Source organism: Nocardia sp. NPDC019323 (assembly GCF_044389845.1).
GTDB lineage: Bacteria > Actinomycetota > Actinomycetes > Mycobacteriales > Mycobacteriaceae > Nocardia > Nocardia implantans.
In genome coordinates, this window is record NZ_JBIRYN010000010.1 from 53,488 (window position 1) to 70,237 (window position 16,750).

Sequence of the window (16,750 nt, forward strand, 5' to 3'; positions counted from 1 at the left end):
ATCGTAGGACTTTCCGGCACGCCGTTTCACCCGCATATCCGCCGAATCCCGCCAGATGGGGTGATCTTCACAATCGCCCGAAACCGACGACCCCCGCTATGTCGTCCAGCACGAAGCGGTGGATCCGGACCTCGCCGTACTCGTTGCCGCCGATCGTGGTCACCCGGCCGCCATCGGTCCGCAGGACGATGTTGGTGTGCTGCCCGAACGGACTGGACTCCCGGTACAGCAGCACGTCACCGGTCCGCGGGCGATAGCCCGAGCCGACCGGGACGAACCGGCCGACGCTCTCGTAGTACTCCTGCAAGGTGTAGACGCCGGGAATCCGCCAGGAGCCCGAATTCGGATTGGCCAGCGGCGCACCGGCCTCGCGCAGCACCCAGCTGACGAAATCGGCGCACCACGCCTCCTGCGCTCCTTCCGCGTATTTCGGGCCCGCGCCGGGATCGGCGAACTCGCGCTCGGCGACCGCGACGATTCCGGCTTGGGTGGCGTCCAGCGCCGAACGATCCAGCGCGGGGAACTCGGTGAGGCGCTCGCCCGCGATCGCACGGTGGTCGGCTCGGTTCTGCCACCACAGACCACCGGCGATGCCCGCGGCGGCCACACCGAGCACCACCAACGCGAGCGCGATCCACCGCCCCGATCGCGATCCCGGCTGTCGAGTCATGGTTCCCCCGCTTCGTCCGTGTGATGCTGTTGTCCGCCTTATGGATTTCGACGCGCGAAGACGCCGAATGGTTCCCTGCGCCGTCACCGGGTTCGGCGACTGAGCGGACAGCCCGGCCCGGCGGAGCCGAAATCATGGACGGCACCGGGAAAACCACGCTAGTCTCCGGAGAGACCAGCCGATGGGGAGGTACGGCCCTGGACACGCTGTGGACATTCATCGTGCACCGGCGGCACCAGTTGCTGGTCGACTCATACCTGCACGTCTCGGCCGTGGTGCAATCCGTGCTGCTGGCTACGGTGATCTCGGTGCTGATCGCGATCCTGGTCTACCGCAGTCCGTTCGGCTCGTCGGTCGCCTCCGCGCTGGCGGGCGCGGTGCTCACCGTTCCGTCGTTCGCGCTGCTCGGCTTGCTCATCCCGGTGCTCGGCCTCGGTGTCGCGCCGACGATCACCGCGCTGGTGGTGTATGCGCTGCTGCCGATCATGCGAAACACGATCATCGGACTCGCCTCGGTGGACCCGGCCGTGACCGACGCGGCCCGCGGCGTCGGGATGAACCGGCTGCGGGTGCTCGCCCGGATCGAACTGCCGCTGGCCTGGCCCGCGATCCTGGCCGGCATGCGGGTGAGCACCCAGCTGATCATGGGGATTCTCGCCCTCGCCGCGTACGCCAAGGGTCCGGGGCTCGGGAACCTGATCTTCTCCGGACTCGCGCGCCTCGGCAGCCCGAACGCGGTGCCGCAGGCGCTGGTCGGCACGATCCTCGTCGTCGTCCTCGCACTCGTCCTCGACGGGATCTACGTCCTGATCGGACGGCTCACCACCTCCAGGGGAATTCGTGACTGAAACCGAAACCAGTGGCGGCCGCGCGGCATCCGTCGTCTCCGGCGTCGAGATCGTGCTGGACGCGGTGACCAAACACTATCCGGGTCAGCGCGATCCGGCCGTGGATCGCGTCTCGCTGACCATGCCGGCCGGTGAGATCGTGGTGCTGGTCGGACCGTCCGGCTGCGGCAAGACAACCACCATGCGGATGATCAACCGGCTGATCGAGCCCAGTTCCGGGACCATCACGATCGACGGCCGCGACGCGGCCACGATCCAGCCCGACCGGTTGCGCCGCGGCATCGGCTATTCGATCCAGCAGGCCGGGCTGTTCCCGCACCTGACCGTCGCGAAGAACGTCGCGACCGTGCCCGGGCTGATCGGGTGGAACCGGCGGCGGGTCGCGGAACGGGTGGACGAGATGCTCGAGTTGGTCGGTCTAGATCCCGGCACCTTCCGCGACCGCTATCCCCGCCAGCTGTCCGGCGGCCAGCAGCAGCGCGTCGGCGTGGCGAGGGCGCTGGCGGCCGACCCGCCCGTGCTGCTGATGGACGAGCCGTTCGGCGCGGTCGATCCGATCACCCGGGGGTTGCTGCAGGACGAGTTGCTGCGGCTGCAAGGCGAACTCGGCAAGACGATCGTCTTCGTCACCCACGATTTCAGCGAGGCGGTCAAGCTCGGCGACCGCATCGCCGTGCTCGGCGACCGTTCCCGGATCCTGCAATACGACACGCCCGCGGCCATCCTGGCCGATCCGGCGGACGAGACGGTCGCCGGTTTCGTCGGTGCGGACGCCTCGCTCAAACAGCTCACCCTGACCCGAGTCGGGGACGTCGATCTCGGCGACTGCCCCACCGCCACCGAAGAGGATCCCGTCGGCGAGTTGCGCGCGGCGCTCGCGGACCGGGACTGGCCGTGGGCGCTGGTGCTGGACGCACAGGGCAGGCCACGCCGCTGGGTGTCGGCGGACCAATTGGCCCATGCCGATTCGCTGCGCGACCTCGGAACGGCGGTGCCGCAGACGTTGTCGCTGAGATCGACCCTTCAGGACGCCCTGGAAGCCTTGTTGACCCATCAGAGCGCGACCGCGGTGGTGACCGGTGCGCACGGCGAGTACGCGGGGCTGATCACCATCGACACCCTGGTCGGCCACCTGTCGGCCTTGCGCGCCGAGCACGGAGCAGGCCGTGCCGCGACGGACGGCGCGGCATGACCACCGCCGCGTCGCCCGCCGCCCAGCGCAGGGCCGAGCGCATCCGGTTGGTCGTGCAGCCGCTGGTCGTCCTCCTGCTCACCGCGGGCGTGCTGATGTGGGCGTTCGCCCGCGACCTCACCGTCACCCAGCAGGCGAGCCTGAACGCAGGCAACGTCGCGACCGTCACCTGGCAGCATGTCCGGATCACCGGGACGGTCGTGCTGATCGTCGTCGCGGTGGCCGTTCCGCTCGGAACCTTGCTCACCAGGCCGGGATTCCGCCGTCTGACACCGTTTTTCGTCGGTATCGCGAATATCGGCGCCGCCGCACCGGCCATCGGCCTGATCGTGCTGTTCTACCTGGTCACCCGCACCACCGGCTTCTGGATCGGCGTGGCGCCGATCGCGTTCTATTCGTTGCTCCCGGTGCTGCGCAACACCATCTTGGGCTATCAGCAGGTGGACCGGACGCTCATCGATGCGGGGCGCGGCCAGGGCATGTCGGCCGTCACCGTGTTGCGCCGCATCGAATTCCCGCTCGCGGTGCCCTACATCCTCGCCGGGCTGCGCACCTCCCTGGTGCTCGCGGTCGGCACCGCGACGCTGTCGTTCCTGGTGAGCGCGGGCGGCCTCGGCATTCTGATCGACACCGGCTACAAGCTGCGCGACAACGTCACCCTGGTGGTCGGCGCGGTGCTCGCGGTGGCGCTGGCGCTGCTGGTGGACTGGCTCGGCGCGCTCGCCGAAGCGTTCCTGGGGCCGAGGGGGCTGAAATGATCCGGGCGTGGCGCGCGCTGGCCCTCGGGGTGGGTGTGGCGTTGGTGGCGGCCTGCGGACTGCAATCCGGCAGTTCGGTGCCGCTGCCGGTGGGTCCCGGCAGCATCCGGCCCGTTCCGGAATTGGACGGTGTGCAGGTCACGGTGGGGTCCAAGGATTTCACCGAGCAGAACATCCTCGGTTATCTGATCGAGTTCGCGCTGACGGCGGCGGGCGCGCAGGTGCGCGACCTGACCAATATCCAGGGCTCCAACAGCGTGCGCGACGCCCAGCTGCACGGGCAGATCGACCTCGCCTACGACTACACCGGCACCGGGTGGATCAACTACCTCGGCAACGAGACACCGGTGCCGGACGAAATCGGCCAGTTCGAGGCGGTACGCGACGCCGACCTCGCCGCGCACGGCATGCTCTGGACGGCGCTCGCGCCGATGAACAACACCTACGCGCTGGTCATGAGCGCGCGCACCGCCCAGGAGACCGGTGTGCGCACGCTGTCGGACTACGCGAGGCTGGCCGCCGCCGATCCGGCGGCCGCGGCCATCTGCGTCGGCACCGAGTTCAACGTCCGCCAGGACGGATTTCCCGGGCTGGCCCGCAAATACGAGATCGACACGAGCAAGGTGCGCAAGCAGATCGTGCAGGACGCGGTGGTCTACCAGGCGACCGCCGACGGCGGGCAGTGCCGATTCGGCTCGGTCGCCGCCACCGACGGACGCATTCCGGCGCTGAATCTCGTTCTGCTGCAAGATGATCGTGGGTTCTTCCCGAAGTACAACGCGGCGCTCGTGCTGCGCGAGAGTTTCGCCGCGGCGCATCCACAGGTGATCGCGGTGATGACGCCGATCTCGCAGCGCCTCACCAACGAGGCCATCACCGAGCTCAACCGTCAGGTGGACGTGGAAGGACGCGAGCCCGCGGAGGTCGCCAGGGACTGGATGGTCGCCCAAGGGTTCGTCACCGCGCGCTGAGTCGACGCCTGCGGAGCGCCGCCTTGCCGGTCGGACAGACGCTTCGATGACGCCCACCCGCTGCATCGCCCGCGGGGCCCGGTCGGCGAGCCCCGCGTCGGGCCGGGCGCTCAGCGCGGATCGCGGCCCAGGTAGCGCAGCAGTTCTCCGACGGCTCCATCGGCCGAACCGTCGACGATCGCGGCGTAAGCCCCCCACTGGCGCAGCGGCTCGATGATCTCGGCCGTCTCGCCGCTGCCGGGCGCGGGATGACCCGCCCGCGCGGCGGTGAGCAGGTGTGCGGCGAGTTCGTCGGTCAACGGCGACGGCTGGCCGGTCGCGATCGCGACGTCCCAGGCGTGGACCGCGGCATCCAGCGCGCACATGACCGCGGCGACCGGGGTGGCGAGCGCGCCGTGCGGCAGCGGCGTCGGCACGGTCTCGGCGGCGTCGTCGACCGTGGTCCAGGCGAAGGCGGTCTGCTCGACCGCCGTACGCACCAGGTCGGCGGGGGCGCCGTCGATCATGCCGGACGGCGCGAACGGGTTGTACGCCGGTCCGTTGCCGATGCCCAGGGACGCCGCGTAGGCCAGCTGGTCGCCGGCGGCGTGCTGCACGACCTGCGTCACATCCCAGTCGGAGCACGGGGTGGGCAGGTGCCACTGATCCGCTCGCACTCCGGCGACGACGCTTTCCAGCGCGCGGTGGGAATCGGCGAGCACGTCCCGCCAAACGGGGAGCAGAGTCGCGGTGGCGGTGGCGTTCATCTCGGAGCCTTTCGGTCGTTCTCGCTGATGACACCAGCCTATTCGGACATTAGGCTACTTTTATTCCTAATAACCCAGGAGGGCGAAAGTGGCGTCGACCACACCGCGTCTGCTGCGGTTGCTCGCGCTGCTGCAGGACCGCACGTACACCGGCCGGGAGCTGGCCGAGCGCCTCGGCGTCACCGATCGGACGCTGCGGCAAGACATTCAGCGGCTGCGGGAGCTCGGCTACCCGGTGCATGCCGGGCGCGGCGCGATCGGCGGCTACCGGCTCGGCCGCGGCGCGACCATGCCGCCCCTGCTGCTGGACGACGACGAAGCGGTGGCCGTCGCGGTCGCGGTCGGCCTCGCCGAGGACGGCTCCACCGGCATCGCGGACATCGCCGAGCACGTCACGAAGGCGCTGGGCAAACTGGACCAGATCCTGCCGAAACGATTGCAGCGCAAGGTGTCCGCGCTGCGCGACGCCACGGCCATCGGCCCGGCCACGACGGGATCGCGCGAGCCGGACGCACCGGTACCCGCGGCGGTGCTCACCACCCTCGCCGCAGCCATTCGCGACGGCGCGACCATCCGTATCTCCGAAGCCGAGGCCGCGTCCTGCGCCGAGATCGAGCCGTACCGGCTGATCAACTGGCAGCGCCGCTGGTACCTGGTGGCCTACAGCCTGGAGGACCACTCCTGGCGTGCGATCCCGGTCGCTCGCGTGCTGCGCGCGGAGACGAGTTCACGCCGCTTCGCCGCGCGTGCGCTTCCCGACGGCGACTTGGTCGCCTTCGTCATGCGCCACATCGCCACCACGGGGTGGCGGGTGCGGGCCGAGGTCACCGTGCTCGCGCCCGCCGAGACGGTCATCGCCAGGATCAATCCCGCCGTCGGCGTGGTCGAGCCGGTGGACCAGGACACCTGCGTGCTCTACACGGGCGCGGACGCGCTGGAGACGATCGCCATCTACCTGTCCATGCTGATGATGGACTTCCGCGTCGACGGCCCGCCGGAACTCGTCGCCCACATCCGCACCCTTGGCCGCCGGTACACCGAGGCCGTCGCCGACGTGTGAACCGAGCCGAACGCGTCAGGAGTGCCCGGTGGTGGTCGCCGCGTCGGCGGTCTTGCGCATCGGGATCAACGCGGTCAGGCCGATCGCGACCAGCGCCGCCGCCATCGCGATGAGGAAGGTGGTGTGGAAACCGTCGCGCGAGGGCAGCAGGTGCGGGCCGAGTTTCATGGTCATGTGCGCCAGCACCACGCTCATCACCGCCGCCGAGGTCGAGGTGCCGATCGAGCGCATCAGCGAGTTGAGGCCGTTGGCCGCGGCGGTCTCGGTGATCGGCACCGCGCCCATGATCAGCGCGGGCATCGCCGCGTACGCCAGGCCGACGCCGCCCGCGACGATCACCGAGGCGAGCATGATCTCCCAGACGCTGTTCATCAGCACCACCGCGCACAGATAACCGACCGCGATCACCGCGGATCCCAGCGCGAGGGTGACTTTGGGCCCGCGGCTGGCCGACAGCCGCGCCGACACCGGTGACAGCAGCATCATGACGAAGCCGGTCGGGGCGAGCGCCAAGCCCGCGGTGATCATGGACAACCCGAAGCCGTATCCGGTTTGCTCCGGCGCCATCAGCAACTGCGGGAAGGTCAGCGACATGCCGTAGAGGGAGAATCCGACGGCTATCGAGGCCGCGTTGGTGAACAGCACCCTCGGCCGCGCCGAGACCCGCAGGTCCACCAGCGGTGACCGCTGCCGCAGTTCGAAAGCGCCCCAGCCGAGGAACACCACCGCCGACACCGCGAACAGAGTCAGGATTCGGGCGCTGGCCCACCCCCAGTCCGCGCCTTTCGTGATCGCGACGAGCAGCGCGAGCAGCGCCACCGACAATCCGATGGCGCCGCCGAAGTCGAACCGTGCGGGCGTGCGCACCGGCGATTCCGGGACGAACACGAAGACCAGGACGGCACACAGGACGCCGAGCGCGGCGGAAGTCCAGAACAGCATGTGCCAATCGGCGTTCTGCGCGATGGCCGCCGCGACCGGCAGGCCGATCGCGCCGCCGACGCCGAGCGTGGCGCTCATGATCGCCATCGCCGAACCCACTCGCTCGGCGGGCAACTCGTCGCGCATGATGCTGATGCCGAGCGGAATCGCGCCGACCGCGGCCCCTTGCAGCGAGCGCCCGACGATCTCGGGCACCAGGGTGGCGAACGACGCGCAGACCACCGAACCGGCCACCAGCAGAAGCAGATTCGCGAACAAGACCCGCCGCTTGCCGAACATGTCGCCCAGCCGCCCGCTGATCGGGGTCGCCACCGCGCCCGCCAGCAGCGTGGCCGTCACCACCCAGGAGGCGTTGGACGCGGAGGTGTGCAACAGCGTGGGCAGCGACGGAATGATCGGGATGACCAGCGTCTGCATGAGCGAGACGACCACTCCGACCATGCCCAGCGTCGCGATGAGCAGTGCCGACGAGGGACGGCGCCGGTCGCCGGAATCAGAGACGGTCGAGGACGCGTCGGCAGCTACAGTCACATGTGCACGGTACATATGGTGTGTATGCTGCACAATTTGGCGAGTACGTGATCCGCGCGACATAGTGAGCTATGTCCGATTCCGGTCCCGGCGACAAGGCGGCGCTGAACCGCCTCACCTTCGAACTGTCGCTGCTGTCGAGGCACTTCCCCGCCGCGTTGCTCCGGCGTCCCGGCTTTCAGCTCGACCGCTCGGCATATCTGATCCTGACCAGGCTGGAACTGGACCACCCGCTGAGCTTGCGCGAGCTGTCCGAGGCATTCCAATTGGACGTTTCCACGATCAACCGACAGGTCGGGGCCATGCGTAAGCAAGGGTTGGTCGAGAGGGTGCCCGACCCCGACGGCGGTATCGCCCGCAAGATCCGAGCCAGCGCCAAGGGACTGGAATTGCTTGCCGCCGACCGCAAGCAGAGCCGCCAAGGCATCGGCGCGGTGGTGGCCGAGTGGACCGAGGCCGACATCGATCTGTTCAGCAGGCTCATCGCACGCTTCAATCAGTCGGTCGAGGACAAGGAGGCCAACCCCTGGCCTCGTCCGGCCGAGCTGGACTGATGCAGGCCGTGCGGTGTGACTGCTATCCCGGCCGCCGATCAGACCTCCAGATCTTCTTCGATGCCCCTCAGGCGGTGGCGGGCGAGCGCCAGATTCGCCCGGCCCCGGTCCAGAGCGAGGTAGAGGAACAGGCCCTTGGACTTGCGGCCGGTCATCGGCCGGATGATGTGGTACTGCCCGGACAGCGTGATGAGGATGTCCTCGATCTCTTCCTTGAGCCCCAGCTGATCCATGGTGCGCAACTTGGCGCGCACCACCTCGGTGTTGCCCGCGCCCGCGACCTGGAGGTCGAGGGACTTGGAGCTGCCGAGCATGCCCAGCGCCATGCCGCTGTTGTAGTCGACCACGGCGGCGCCGATCGCGCCGTCGATCACCATCATGTCTTTGAGTGCCAGATCCATATTGGACATATGTGTTCCTTTCAGTGGGTTTTCGTTGCTTGTTCGCTTCCTGCGCCTGCGGTCACCGACGTCAGCAACTCGGCGATCGCTCGGGCCGCCGGACGGGATTCCAGGTGCAGCCGGCCGATGTTCACCTCGGGTGCGGCCAAGACGGTCAGCGAGGTCCAGCCCGCGGCGTAGATGACCACGTGCCCGCCGGTGCCGTGCACCACGACCTCGCTGAAGCCGCCGCCGTGCGCGGTGGTGGCCAGCCGATGCGACAGCGACAGCTGCGAAGCGGCCATGGCGGCCATCCCGTTCGGCTCGATCTGCGGGGGCAGATCGTGGGCGACGAGCAGCCCGTCGTTCGACGCGACCAGCGCGCCGGTCAGCCGTGGAACCCGATCGCGCAGCGCCTTCAGCTCGTCGAGCACCGCCGCGTTCGGTTCGGGTCCGGACATCGCCACCTTCGTCAACCTTCTTCCCATCCAATCGCCGAGCAGTTTCTTCCGCGCGGTCACGCGAGCTCCTCCAAAGCCGCTTGCAGGCGGACGAGCAGGTCTCGATCCGGCGGCTCCAACGGATCGGTGACCGGGGCGGGTGGCGCCGAATGCCTGCCGCGACGGCGGGGAAGCCGCCCCGGCTCGGCGAGCACGGGCGCGGGCTCGCTGCGCACCGGCTCGGGCGCGACCGGCCCGGCCGCCACGGGGACCCGCGCCGCGACGGGCGGCTCGATCAGACCCGCCGCGGTCAGATCCCGCACCGCCATCAGGCATCCGTAGGTGGTGCGACCGAGTTCCCGCCCGATGCCGGCGACGCTGCGCCTGCCATCGGCGGCGGCCAGCACCTCGGCCTGTCCCCCGGTGAGTACCAGGCGCCTGCGCCGCACCCGCCGCACCGGCACGACCGGAACGCGATCGACCAGGTCGGCGGGCCATGGTCCGGTGCCGGGATCGCCGCGCCGCGCGCACTCCTGCACGAGAGCACGGGGCGTGATGTGGCAGACCGGGGCCAGCCAGTGCGGCGGGGCCGGGCGGAACTCAGGGACGGCGGGCGAGGCGAGCAGGAAATAGGCGGCATCGAACACCGAGAGCATTGCGAGGGTCTCCAGCCGTGGCCGCCCCAGCACACGGCCGGGATCGCCCGCGTCGGCGCGCCGCCAGTCCTCGGCGGTCGCCACGCCCGCTTCGACGACCAGCCGGTCCAACCCGGTGGTGCGGCGGCAGTCGGCGGAAACGATCGCGCCCTCGGCGAGATGGAACGCACCGTCGCCCGCGCGCAGCACCCCCGTCCGTCCTTCCTGCTCCAGCCGCCGCAATTCGACCGCGAGTTCAGGGCTCATGAGCGTCCTCGGCCGATTCGTCGAGAATTCCGCGCAGTTGGTATCGCGCCATCGCGAGATTTCCGGCGTCCGCGTCGAACAGCACGTGCACGAAAAGCCGTCCGTCGAAATCGCCGTTCACCAGGTTCAACAGGTGATATCCCCGAGTGCCGCAGACGATGATCTCGGTGACGTCGTCGCCGTCGGTCGACAATGCCGGGCAGGCGAGCACCGCGCGCACCACATCCGTTGTGGCCGCGGCGTCTTCGTGCTCGTCAACCAGGTCGTGCCTGCCGTCCGCCGCGATCGCCAGACCGCTCGCTCCGTCAACCAGCGTCACGCTGCGCGCACCGGGAATATCCATGATGCGTTTCAGACAGCCGTCGATTCCGTTCACACGCCACCACTTGTCATGGGAGGGGTTTACGGGTTCCAGACGCTACACACGGGCACCGCGCGCTGTACAGCAAATCGGTGAGAAATTTCCGGTAAAAAACATCGCCCCTGGAAATACGTGATAAATACCTTTCGGTATTCAATACCTATTGGTATTCAATACCCTTCGGTTTTCGTTCGGGACACGCCGAGCCGGACACAATAAATCCTCGATACGCCCGCTCGACTGCCGCCGTGCCACTTCCACGACACGCCTGCGACCGCGCACGCACGAACGTGCACGACCGCAACGGCACGGCCGCAGGAGGTCTCCCGCCGTACCCTGCGCCCGACGGCAGGAGCGGTTCGGAACGATGGACAGGCCAGCAGTGATCTCGCAGCAATTACAAGATCGACCCGGCGAGGCGCGACATCAGCGCCTGCCGCGCAGGTAGTCGCTGACCACGGCGGCGCCCAAGCCGTCGAGGTCGGGCGCCACCACGCGGCCGCCGCTGCGGCGGGCCATCAGATCGACGAAGGCGGCCAGGCGCGGGTCCTCGCCGAGCATGAACACCGTCACCGACGCACCCAATTCGGCCAAGGCGTGGACCTGCGCCATCGTCACGGCCAGCGTGCGTTGCGCTGGGGGCCAGTTGAAGTAGGTCTCCCCGTCCGGCTCGAGGTGGGCGGTCGGTTCACCGTCGGTGACGACGAGCACGACCGGCACCGCGTCGGGGTGCCTGCGCAGGTGCGCCGCGGCCAGCAGCAGTGCGTGATGCAGGTTGGTGCCCTGCTCCCACACCCCTTCCAGCGCCGTGAGTTCGCCGATGTCCACGGTCGTCGCGTGCCTGCCGAAGGTGATCACGCTCAGCGCGTCGGAGCGGAACCGGGTGCCGATCAGATGGTGCAGCGCGAGCGCGGTGCGCTTCATCGGCACCCATCTGCCGTCCTGCACCATCGACCATGAGGTGTCCACACACAGCGCGACGGCGGCCCTGGAGCGCTGCTCGGTCTCCATGATCTCGACGTCGGACACGTCCAGCCGCACCCGCCGATCCCCCGTCGACGCCGACCGCAGCACGGCGTTGCGCACGGTCCGCGAGACGTCCCACGGCTCGGTGTCGCCGAAGCGCCAGGCCCTGGAGCCACCGGTCGGCTCACCCGCGGCCCCGGCCAGGGCCGTGTCCCGCTCTCCGCGCCGGGAACGCAAGCGCCCGACGACATCTCGCAGCGCCGTCTCGCCCAGCCTGCGCAGAGCCTTCGGCGTCAACCGCAACGACCCGTCCTGCGCGCGCTCGAAGATGCCTTGCCTGCGCAATTCACGTTCCAGCTCGGCCAGCCGCGCGGCGTCCACGCTCGCGTCCGCGCCGAGGTGGCGCTCCAGCGCGTCCAAGTCGATGTCCTCCAGCCGCGCGCCCGCGTAGGACTGGCCGAGTTGCTCGGCGAGCGCGTCGAGTTCGGCGAGATCCTGCAGCGCTTGCGCGCCCGCGCCCAGGCCGAGCGGGTCCTCGCCGCGGAAGCGCCGCGCGGAGTTCCAATCCTCGCCAGGACGCAGCGCACGCAGGTTCGCGTCCAGCGCGGCGACCTGCTGCGCGATCGCCGGATCACCGAACGCCTGGCCGATCAGCTCGGACAACTCCGCACGCTGCTGCTCGGACATCGAGTTCATCATGCGCTGCGCGGCGGCGGCGCGGGCGGCGAGCGCGTCGATCAATTCCTCGGTGTCGCGCGGGTTCTCCGGGAAGAACTCGCCGTGCTCGGCCATGAACTCGGCGAACCGCTGCTCGGTGTCCTCGCCTCTGGCGTGGGCGGCGAGCAGGTCGTTGAGATCGGACATCATCCGCCTGACCCGCTCGACGTCCTGCGGGGTGGTGTTCCGCAAGGCCTCTTTCATGCCCTGGAAGCGCGACTCCAGTAGTTCGCGGCCGAGCAGGTCGCGAATCTTCTGGTAGTTCTCCCGGCCGGTCTCCGATCGCCAGGGGTAGTCGGCGAGTTCGGTGACGGCGGCGGCGGTGCTCGACGGCAGGGCGTCCAGTTGCGCTTCGGCGAACCTGGCGTCGTCGGAGGGGTCGGGGAACAGCGCGCCGCGCTCGGCTTCCAGCGCCTCTTCCAACAAGGCCCGGACCTGCTGCAGCGTGCCGTCGAGGCGGTGGCTGCGGGCGATCTCGGCGCGGCGCTGCCACAACCGGCGAGTCAGCTCCTCCAGTCCTGGCATGGTGCGGGTGCCGCGCCGCAGGAGCTCTTGCATGGCGTTGCGCGGGGAGCTGCCCTCCATCACGTCGCGCCCGATCCGGTCCAGCGCTTCCCGCAGGTCGAGCGGAGGCGCCAACGGGTCCGGTCCGTCGTGATACGGGCCGTAGGAGTAGCGATCGGGGGTGGTCACGATGCCTCGCCGGGAACAGCGGCGGTCATCGGCCGTACACCGCCGACCCGTCGTCGGAATCCTTCGCGATCTGCCGGGCCAGGTAGAGCGCCTCCAACGCGAACTCGACGGCCGAGGCGATCCGCGGCGGCGGATCGGCCGCGTCGACGCCGAGCCGTCCGGCGACTTCGTGCAGGACGGGCAGCTCGGGCAGCGCCGAGAGGACCTGCGCACCCGGCACGCGTTCCCCGGTGGTGACCAGGTGCCCGTCGCCGACCGCGTCGGCCAGCGGCCGCAGGTTCAGTCCGCCGAGCAGCGCACGCGCCGTCTCGGAGAACGACCGGCGCAGCAGGTGGGTGAGATGTTCCTGCTCGCGCCCCTCCTCGCCGGACTCGAACTCCAGCTTGCCGCGCAATACCGCGGGAACGGATTCCAGATCGACCGGACGCGCGACGGCGGGGCTCTCCCCCGTCACCGCGGATCTGCGCAAGGCCGCCGCGGCGACCGTCTCGGCGGCGGCCACGGCGAAACGCGCGGATACGCCGGACCGCTGGTCGATCGCGGGCGACTCGCGCAATTGCCGCACGAACCGCGCGAGCACCTCGATCAGCGGATCGCCCACCTCGGCCACCAGCTCCGCCTCCTGGCGCACCAGCGCCACCTCCGCTTCCACGCTGAGCGGGTAGTGGGTGCGGATCTCCGCGCCGAAACGGTCTTTCAGCGGCGTGATGATCCGGCCGCGGTTGGTGTAGTCCTCCGGGTTGGCGGTGGCGACGAGCAGCACGTCCAGCGGCAGCCGCAGGGTGTAGCCGCGGACCTGGATATCGCGCTCCTCCATGACGTTCAGCAGCGCGACCTGGATGCGTTCGGCGAGGTCGGGCAGCTCGTTGATCGCCACGATGCCGCGATGCGCGCGCGGAACGAGTCCGAAGTGGATGGTCTCCGGGTCGCCGAGGCTGCGGCCCTCGGCCACCTTCACCGGATCGACGTCGCCGATCAGGTCGCCGACGGAGGTGTCCGGCGTGGCGAGCTTCTCGGCGTACCGCTGCGACCGATGCCGCCACGCGACGGGCAGATCGTCGCCGAGTTCGGCGGCCAGCCTGCGCCCGGCCGGGCTGATCGGGTCGAGCGGATGCTCGCCCAGCTCGGCCCCCGCGATCACGGGCGTCCATTCGTCCAGCAGGCCGGCCAGGGTACGCAGCAGCCGGGTCTTGCCCTGGCCGCGCTCGCCGAGCAGCACGACGTCGTGTCCCGCCAGCAGGGCGCGTTCCAGCTGCGGCACGACCGTCCGGTCGAACCCGACGATGCCGGGCCACGGGTCGCCGCCGGAACTCAGCAGCGCCAAGAGGTTCTCGCGGATCTCGGTCTTCACGCCACGCGGCAGATAGCCGGCCGAACGTAGTTCGCCCGCGGTCGTGGGCAGGTGTTCGGGAACTTTCACGAATTCGACGCTACGTCCATTCCGCCATCGGGTCGACCGAAACAAACCGGATGCACGCTAGCTTGCTAGCATGCTAGCATCGCCGCGTGGGTGACGAGGAAGTGAAGCAGTTCAACGTGTACTTGCCGATCGGTCTGATCAAGCAGGTGAAATTTCGCGCCATCGAGTCGGGCACGTCCCTGTCCGCGCTGGTCGCGGACGCGTTGCGCGCCTATCTCGACGACACCACCGACAACTGAAGCAACCGAAGGAGAGCGATATGACGACCAAGGGCATCGAGGGCGTGCACGTCGAGACGCACAACTGGGGCAAGACGGCGAGATTCTTCCAAGCCCTCGGCTACGAGCCGGAATTCACCACCGACCACAGCTCCGGGTTGTTCCGCAACGGCGACGGACCCTACGTCTTCATCGCGGAGATCCCGAACAATCAGACGCCGCGCACCCAACTGGTCCTCACCGTCACCGACGCCGACGCGTTCCGTCCGAACGAAGACATCGACGTGGTGGCGCCGTTCGAGGCGACCCATTACGGCACAAAGGAAATGACGGTGCGCGATCCCGACGGACGCACCTGGAGCCTGCAGGCGCAGGGCTGAGGGCCCGCCACGCCGAGGCACCGCGCCCGGTACGCCGGACCGCGCCTCGATGTTCGCACTCGAGCGGGCCGTCCGTGCTCAGGTAGACGCACCGGGGCACGGCAGCCCCGCGCGACCGCTGGTGCGCGAATTCGCCACGGCGGATGACCGGTGACTCGCTGCGCCCAGCGACAATCCGACGCCGCTCCGCTCACCGAGTGGTGAGCTGAGGTTCGTCGGCCGCGCGGTATGGCAGCGTCCTCCCGCGCCTGCGCAATCGGAGCGGGACATGCGAACCAGCGCATCGAGCCGCGTTCCGCTGAACAGGCTGTGGTCGAACCGAATCGCCGTGCCGCTCCGCTCACCGAGTGGTGAGCTGAGGTTCGTTGGCCGCGTGCGGTGCGGCGGCGTCCGCCGCCTGGATCGGAGCCGAGTGCACGGCGGCGATCGGTGCCACGTGTTCCATCCGCGGCGCTTGATCGTTGCCCGCGGCGCCGGGCCCATAGTGCTGGGCCATGGCACCGAGCGGTTCCAGCGCGGCGCCATTCGATTCCGGATGCAGCTCGGCGGCCTCCGCGCGCACGGCGTGCTCGGTGACCCCAGCCATCACGTCACGATCGTCGGGCTGGGGGTTCGCCTCGGCGGCCTGGAAACGCGGGTCGTGCTCGACGACCGTGCCGTCAGCCGTCGGCGCGGGACCCGTCCGATGGGCCTCGCCGCGCGCGTCATGCCCGTCGGCAACCTCCGCGACTGCGGGTGCACTCGGCTGGGGCGCGGCCGGAGGCTGCACCGGCTGCTCGCCCGGCTCGGGCTGCTTGACCGACCGGATCCGGTTGAGCGTCTGTCGCACCGCCGCAGCAAGACGCGCGTCGAGGACGGCCTCGTCCGGACTGGCTTCCACGGGCGCTTCGGGACCGCCGGCAGCAACCCGTTCGACCGCGGGCAGCGGCGTCGTAGCGAACCACAGCTCGGTAAGTTCGGGCGCGGGAACAGGGGGCGCGGCGACTTCGGCCGCAGGGGCGGGCTGCTCCGACGCGGCGTGCTGTTCGGTCTGCGGTCCGGCCGCACCCTCCGCGCCGGGCGCGGGCGCTTCGGCGCTCGCGGGTTCGCTCTCGCGGCGAGCCGTCGCCGTCGGCTCCATGAGGATGCTCGGCAGAATCTGGTTCCCCGCGCCACCGACCTGGGTGAGCGCCGCCAGCCGTTCCTGGAGATCCTCATGGTCGGGCACGGCGGCGGTCGCTTGCTCGATCGCGCGCCCGTAGCGCTCGGCGACGAGCCGGTGGGTGACGAGCGCGACGCCGATCATGATCGGCGCGATCGCGTGGATGCCGATGCCTGCCATGTCGCCCGACCGGAAGTACGGGAACGTGTTCAACGCGATACTCGCCGTCAGCAAGACGCCCTCGACGGTGTAGACCTGCCACAACCGATCGATCACGCCCCATTCGGCGGTGTCACCCGTGGACAGCATCAGCGCGACCAGCACCGCGCTGATCAGCGCCTCCAAGCCGTAGGACAGCCAGAACATCGGATTGGTCGCGCCTCCGGTCGGCGCGATGTTCTGCTGCACCGTGACCGCGGAGAACAGCATCGAGAACGCTACGACTCCGGCCAGCAGGCCCAGCACCCGCGGCTTGCGCTGATGCAAGCGAGCGACTTTCGCGTGCGGGCTGCTGCTGTGGCGCTGCTCACCGATCGCCTGCGCGGCGCGCAGCAGGTCGGCGGCTTCCCGTTCGGCCAGTTCGGCGGCCGTGCGACGCACCCGCTCCGCGGCGTCGGCGGCCGCCTGGATGCGCGCGCGTTTCTCGTGGCGTTCATAGTCACGCACGAGCTCGGCCAACTCGCGGGAGGCGGCGAGCTCACGCTCCGATAGTGCTTCGAGCAGCGCCGGATCGTCCTGGTGGGCCAACCGCTCGTGCGCGATCTGCACCCGGTCCGGCAGCGCGCCTGCCACCAGATCATCCACCGGCGGCGCCCCGGCGGGCGCGTTGGTCGTGAAACGACGGAACATCAGCAAAGAAC

General features: G+C 69.6%; 18 protein-coding genes. 8 read left to right on the forward strand and 10 right to left on the reverse strand.

Annotated features, from left to right (window positions below; all coding sequences use genetic code 11):
• Window positions 1-67: 67 nt before the first annotated feature.
• A complete protein-coding gene (locus tag ACH49X_RS28680) occupies window positions 68-670 on the reverse strand; it encodes a CHAP domain-containing protein (RefSeq protein ID WP_357110737.1) in 603 nt (200 codons plus the stop codon).
• 197 nt (window positions 671-867) lie between these two features.
• On the opposite strand from ACH49X_RS28680, the gene ACH49X_RS28685 reads away from it, so the two are divergent.
• The 4 genes from ACH49X_RS28685 to ACH49X_RS28700 are packed head-to-tail and all read left to right on the forward strand — an operon-like array spanning window position 868 to window position 4,439.
• Window positions 868-1,518, forward strand: coding sequence for an ABC transporter permease (locus tag ACH49X_RS28685; RefSeq protein ID WP_195082662.1), 651 nt, complete (start codon window positions 868-870; stop codon window positions 1,516-1,518).
• Window positions 1,511-2,710, forward strand: coding sequence for an ATP-binding cassette domain-containing protein (locus ACH49X_RS28690; protein WP_357208316.1), 1,200 nt, complete (start codon window positions 1,511-1,513; stop codon window positions 2,708-2,710). Before ACH49X_RS28685 ends, ACH49X_RS28690 begins: the two co-directional genes overlap by 8 nt.
• Window positions 2,707-3,468, forward strand: coding sequence for an ABC transporter permease (locus ACH49X_RS28695; protein WP_357110741.1), 762 nt, complete (start codon window positions 2,707-2,709; stop codon window positions 3,466-3,468). Before ACH49X_RS28690 ends, ACH49X_RS28695 begins: the two co-directional genes overlap by 4 nt.
• Entirely contained in the window at window positions 3,465-4,439 is a 975-nt protein-coding gene (locus ACH49X_RS28700) for a glycine betaine ABC transporter substrate-binding protein (protein WP_195082599.1), read from the forward strand. Before ACH49X_RS28695 ends, ACH49X_RS28700 begins: the two co-directional genes overlap by 4 nt.
• A gap of 110 nt (window positions 4,440-4,549) precedes the next feature.
• Here ACH49X_RS28700 and ACH49X_RS28705 read toward each other — a convergent pair whose 3' ends face one another.
• Entirely contained in the window at window positions 4,550-5,185 is a 636-nt protein-coding gene (locus tag ACH49X_RS28705; RefSeq protein ID WP_357208313.1) for a TIGR03086 family metal-binding protein, read from the reverse strand.
• An 88-nt stretch (window positions 5,186-5,273) separates the two neighbouring features.
• On the opposite strand from ACH49X_RS28705, the gene ACH49X_RS28710 reads away from it, so the two are divergent.
• Window positions 5,274-6,245, forward strand: coding sequence for a WYL domain-containing protein (locus ACH49X_RS28710; protein WP_357208310.1), 972 nt, complete (start codon window positions 5,274-5,276; stop codon window positions 6,243-6,245).
• Window positions 6,246-6,260: 15 nt separating this feature from the next.
• Here ACH49X_RS28710 and ACH49X_RS28715 read toward each other — a convergent pair whose 3' ends face one another.
• Window positions 6,261-7,718, reverse strand: a complete 1,458-nt coding sequence (locus tag ACH49X_RS28715) for an MFS transporter (protein WP_323124590.1) — start codon at window positions 7,716-7,718, stop codon at window positions 6,261-6,263.
• Window positions 7,719-7,789: 71 nt separating this feature from the next.
• Between ACH49X_RS28715 and ACH49X_RS28720 the strand changes: the two genes are divergently transcribed.
• Window positions 7,790-8,272 (forward strand): MarR family winged helix-turn-helix transcriptional regulator, encoded by a 483-nt coding sequence (locus ACH49X_RS28720; protein WP_195082595.1) that lies wholly within the window; start codon window positions 7,790-7,792, stop codon window positions 8,270-8,272.
• Between the two features lie 38 nt (window positions 8,273-8,310).
• On the opposite strand, the gene ACH49X_RS28725 is transcribed toward ACH49X_RS28720, so the two are convergent.
• From ACH49X_RS28725 to ACH49X_RS28750, 6 genes are all read right to left on the reverse strand, one after another.
• Complete coding sequence (locus ACH49X_RS28725; protein ID WP_195046858.1) at window positions 8,311-8,682, reverse strand: hypothetical protein; 372 nt, start codon at window positions 8,680-8,682, stop codon at window positions 8,311-8,313.
• An 11-nt stretch (window positions 8,683-8,693) separates the two neighbouring features.
• Complete coding sequence (locus ACH49X_RS28730; protein WP_323124591.1) at window positions 8,694-9,173, reverse strand: roadblock/LC7 domain-containing protein; 480 nt, start codon at window positions 9,171-9,173, stop codon at window positions 8,694-8,696.
• Window positions 9,170-9,994 carry a hypothetical protein gene (locus ACH49X_RS28735; RefSeq protein WP_195082594.1) on the reverse strand — a complete coding sequence of 275 codons (825 nt, stop codon included), beginning with the start codon at window positions 9,992-9,994 and terminating at the stop codon, window positions 9,170-9,172. Before ACH49X_RS28735 ends, ACH49X_RS28730 begins: the two co-directional genes overlap by 4 nt.
• Window positions 9,984-10,370, reverse strand: coding sequence for a hypothetical protein (locus ACH49X_RS28740; protein WP_195082593.1), 387 nt, complete (start codon window positions 10,368-10,370; stop codon window positions 9,984-9,986). The genes ACH49X_RS28735 and ACH49X_RS28740 overlap by 11 nt, the downstream gene beginning before the upstream one ends.
• A gap of 411 nt (window positions 10,371-10,781) precedes the next feature.
• Window positions 10,782-12,731 carry a VWA domain-containing protein gene (locus ACH49X_RS28745; RefSeq protein WP_357110756.1) on the reverse strand — a complete coding sequence of 650 codons (1,950 nt, stop codon included), beginning with the start codon at window positions 12,729-12,731 and terminating at the stop codon, window positions 10,782-10,784.
• Window positions 12,732-12,756: 25 nt separating this feature from the next.
• A complete protein-coding gene (locus tag ACH49X_RS28750; RefSeq protein WP_195082592.1) occupies window positions 12,757-14,151 on the reverse strand; it encodes an ATP-binding protein in 1,395 nt (464 codons plus the stop codon).
• Window positions 14,152-14,237: 86 nt separating this feature from the next.
• On the opposite strand from ACH49X_RS28750, the gene ACH49X_RS28755 reads away from it, so the two are divergent.
• Both ACH49X_RS28755 and ACH49X_RS28760 read left to right on the forward strand, forming a co-directional pair.
• Window positions 14,238-14,390, forward strand: coding sequence for a CopG family transcriptional regulator (locus tag ACH49X_RS28755; RefSeq protein WP_195082591.1), 153 nt, complete (start codon window positions 14,238-14,240; stop codon window positions 14,388-14,390).
• Window positions 14,391-14,410: 20 nt separating this feature from the next.
• On the forward strand, window positions 14,411-14,749 hold the full coding sequence (locus ACH49X_RS28760) for a VOC family protein (protein ID WP_195082590.1): 339 nt from the start codon (window positions 14,411-14,413) through the stop codon (window positions 14,747-14,749).
• A 340-nt stretch (window positions 14,750-15,089) separates the two neighbouring features.
• Here ACH49X_RS28760 and ACH49X_RS28765 read toward each other — a convergent pair whose 3' ends face one another.
• On the reverse strand, window positions 15,090-16,739 hold the full coding sequence (locus ACH49X_RS28765) for a hypothetical protein (RefSeq protein ID WP_357208307.1): 1,650 nt from the start codon (window positions 16,737-16,739) through the stop codon (window positions 15,090-15,092).
• Window positions 16,740-16,750 lie beyond the last annotated feature (11 nt).

What these genes read in the sequence shown, in the direction of transcription:
- ACH49X_RS28700 (WP_195082599.1), top strand. Translation starts at nt 3,465, where the DNA reads ATGATCCGGGCGTGGCGCGCGCTGGCCCTCGGGGTGGGTGTGGCGTTG.
- ACH49X_RS28765 (WP_357208307.1), bottom strand. Translation starts at nt 16,739, where the DNA reads ATGTTCCGTCGTTTCACGACCAACGCGCCCGCCGGGGCGCCGCCGGTG.
- ACH49X_RS28705 (WP_357208313.1), bottom strand. Translation starts at nt 5,185, where the DNA reads ATGAACGCCACCGCCACCGCGACTCTGCTCCCCGTTTGGCGGGACGTG.
- ACH49X_RS28760 (WP_195082590.1), top strand. Translation starts at nt 14,411, where the DNA reads ATGACGACCAAGGGCATCGAGGGCGTGCACGTCGAGACGCACAACTGG.
- ACH49X_RS28695 (WP_357110741.1), top strand. Translation starts at nt 2,707, where the DNA reads ATGACCACCGCCGCGTCGCCCGCCGCCCAGCGCAGGGCCGAGCGCATC.
- ACH49X_RS28725 (WP_195046858.1), bottom strand. Translation starts at nt 8,682, where the DNA reads ATGTCCAATATGGATCTGGCACTCAAAGACATGATGGTGATCGACGGC.
- ACH49X_RS28720 (WP_195082595.1), top strand. Translation starts at nt 7,790, where the DNA reads ATGTCCGATTCCGGTCCCGGCGACAAGGCGGCGCTGAACCGCCTCACC.
- ACH49X_RS28680 (WP_357110737.1), bottom strand. Translation starts at nt 670, where the DNA reads ATGACTCGACAGCCGGGATCGCGATCGGGGCGGTGGATCGCGCTCGCG.
- ACH49X_RS28735 (WP_195082594.1), bottom strand. Translation starts at nt 9,994, where the DNA reads ATGAGCCCTGAACTCGCGGTCGAATTGCGGCGGCTGGAGCAGGAAGGA.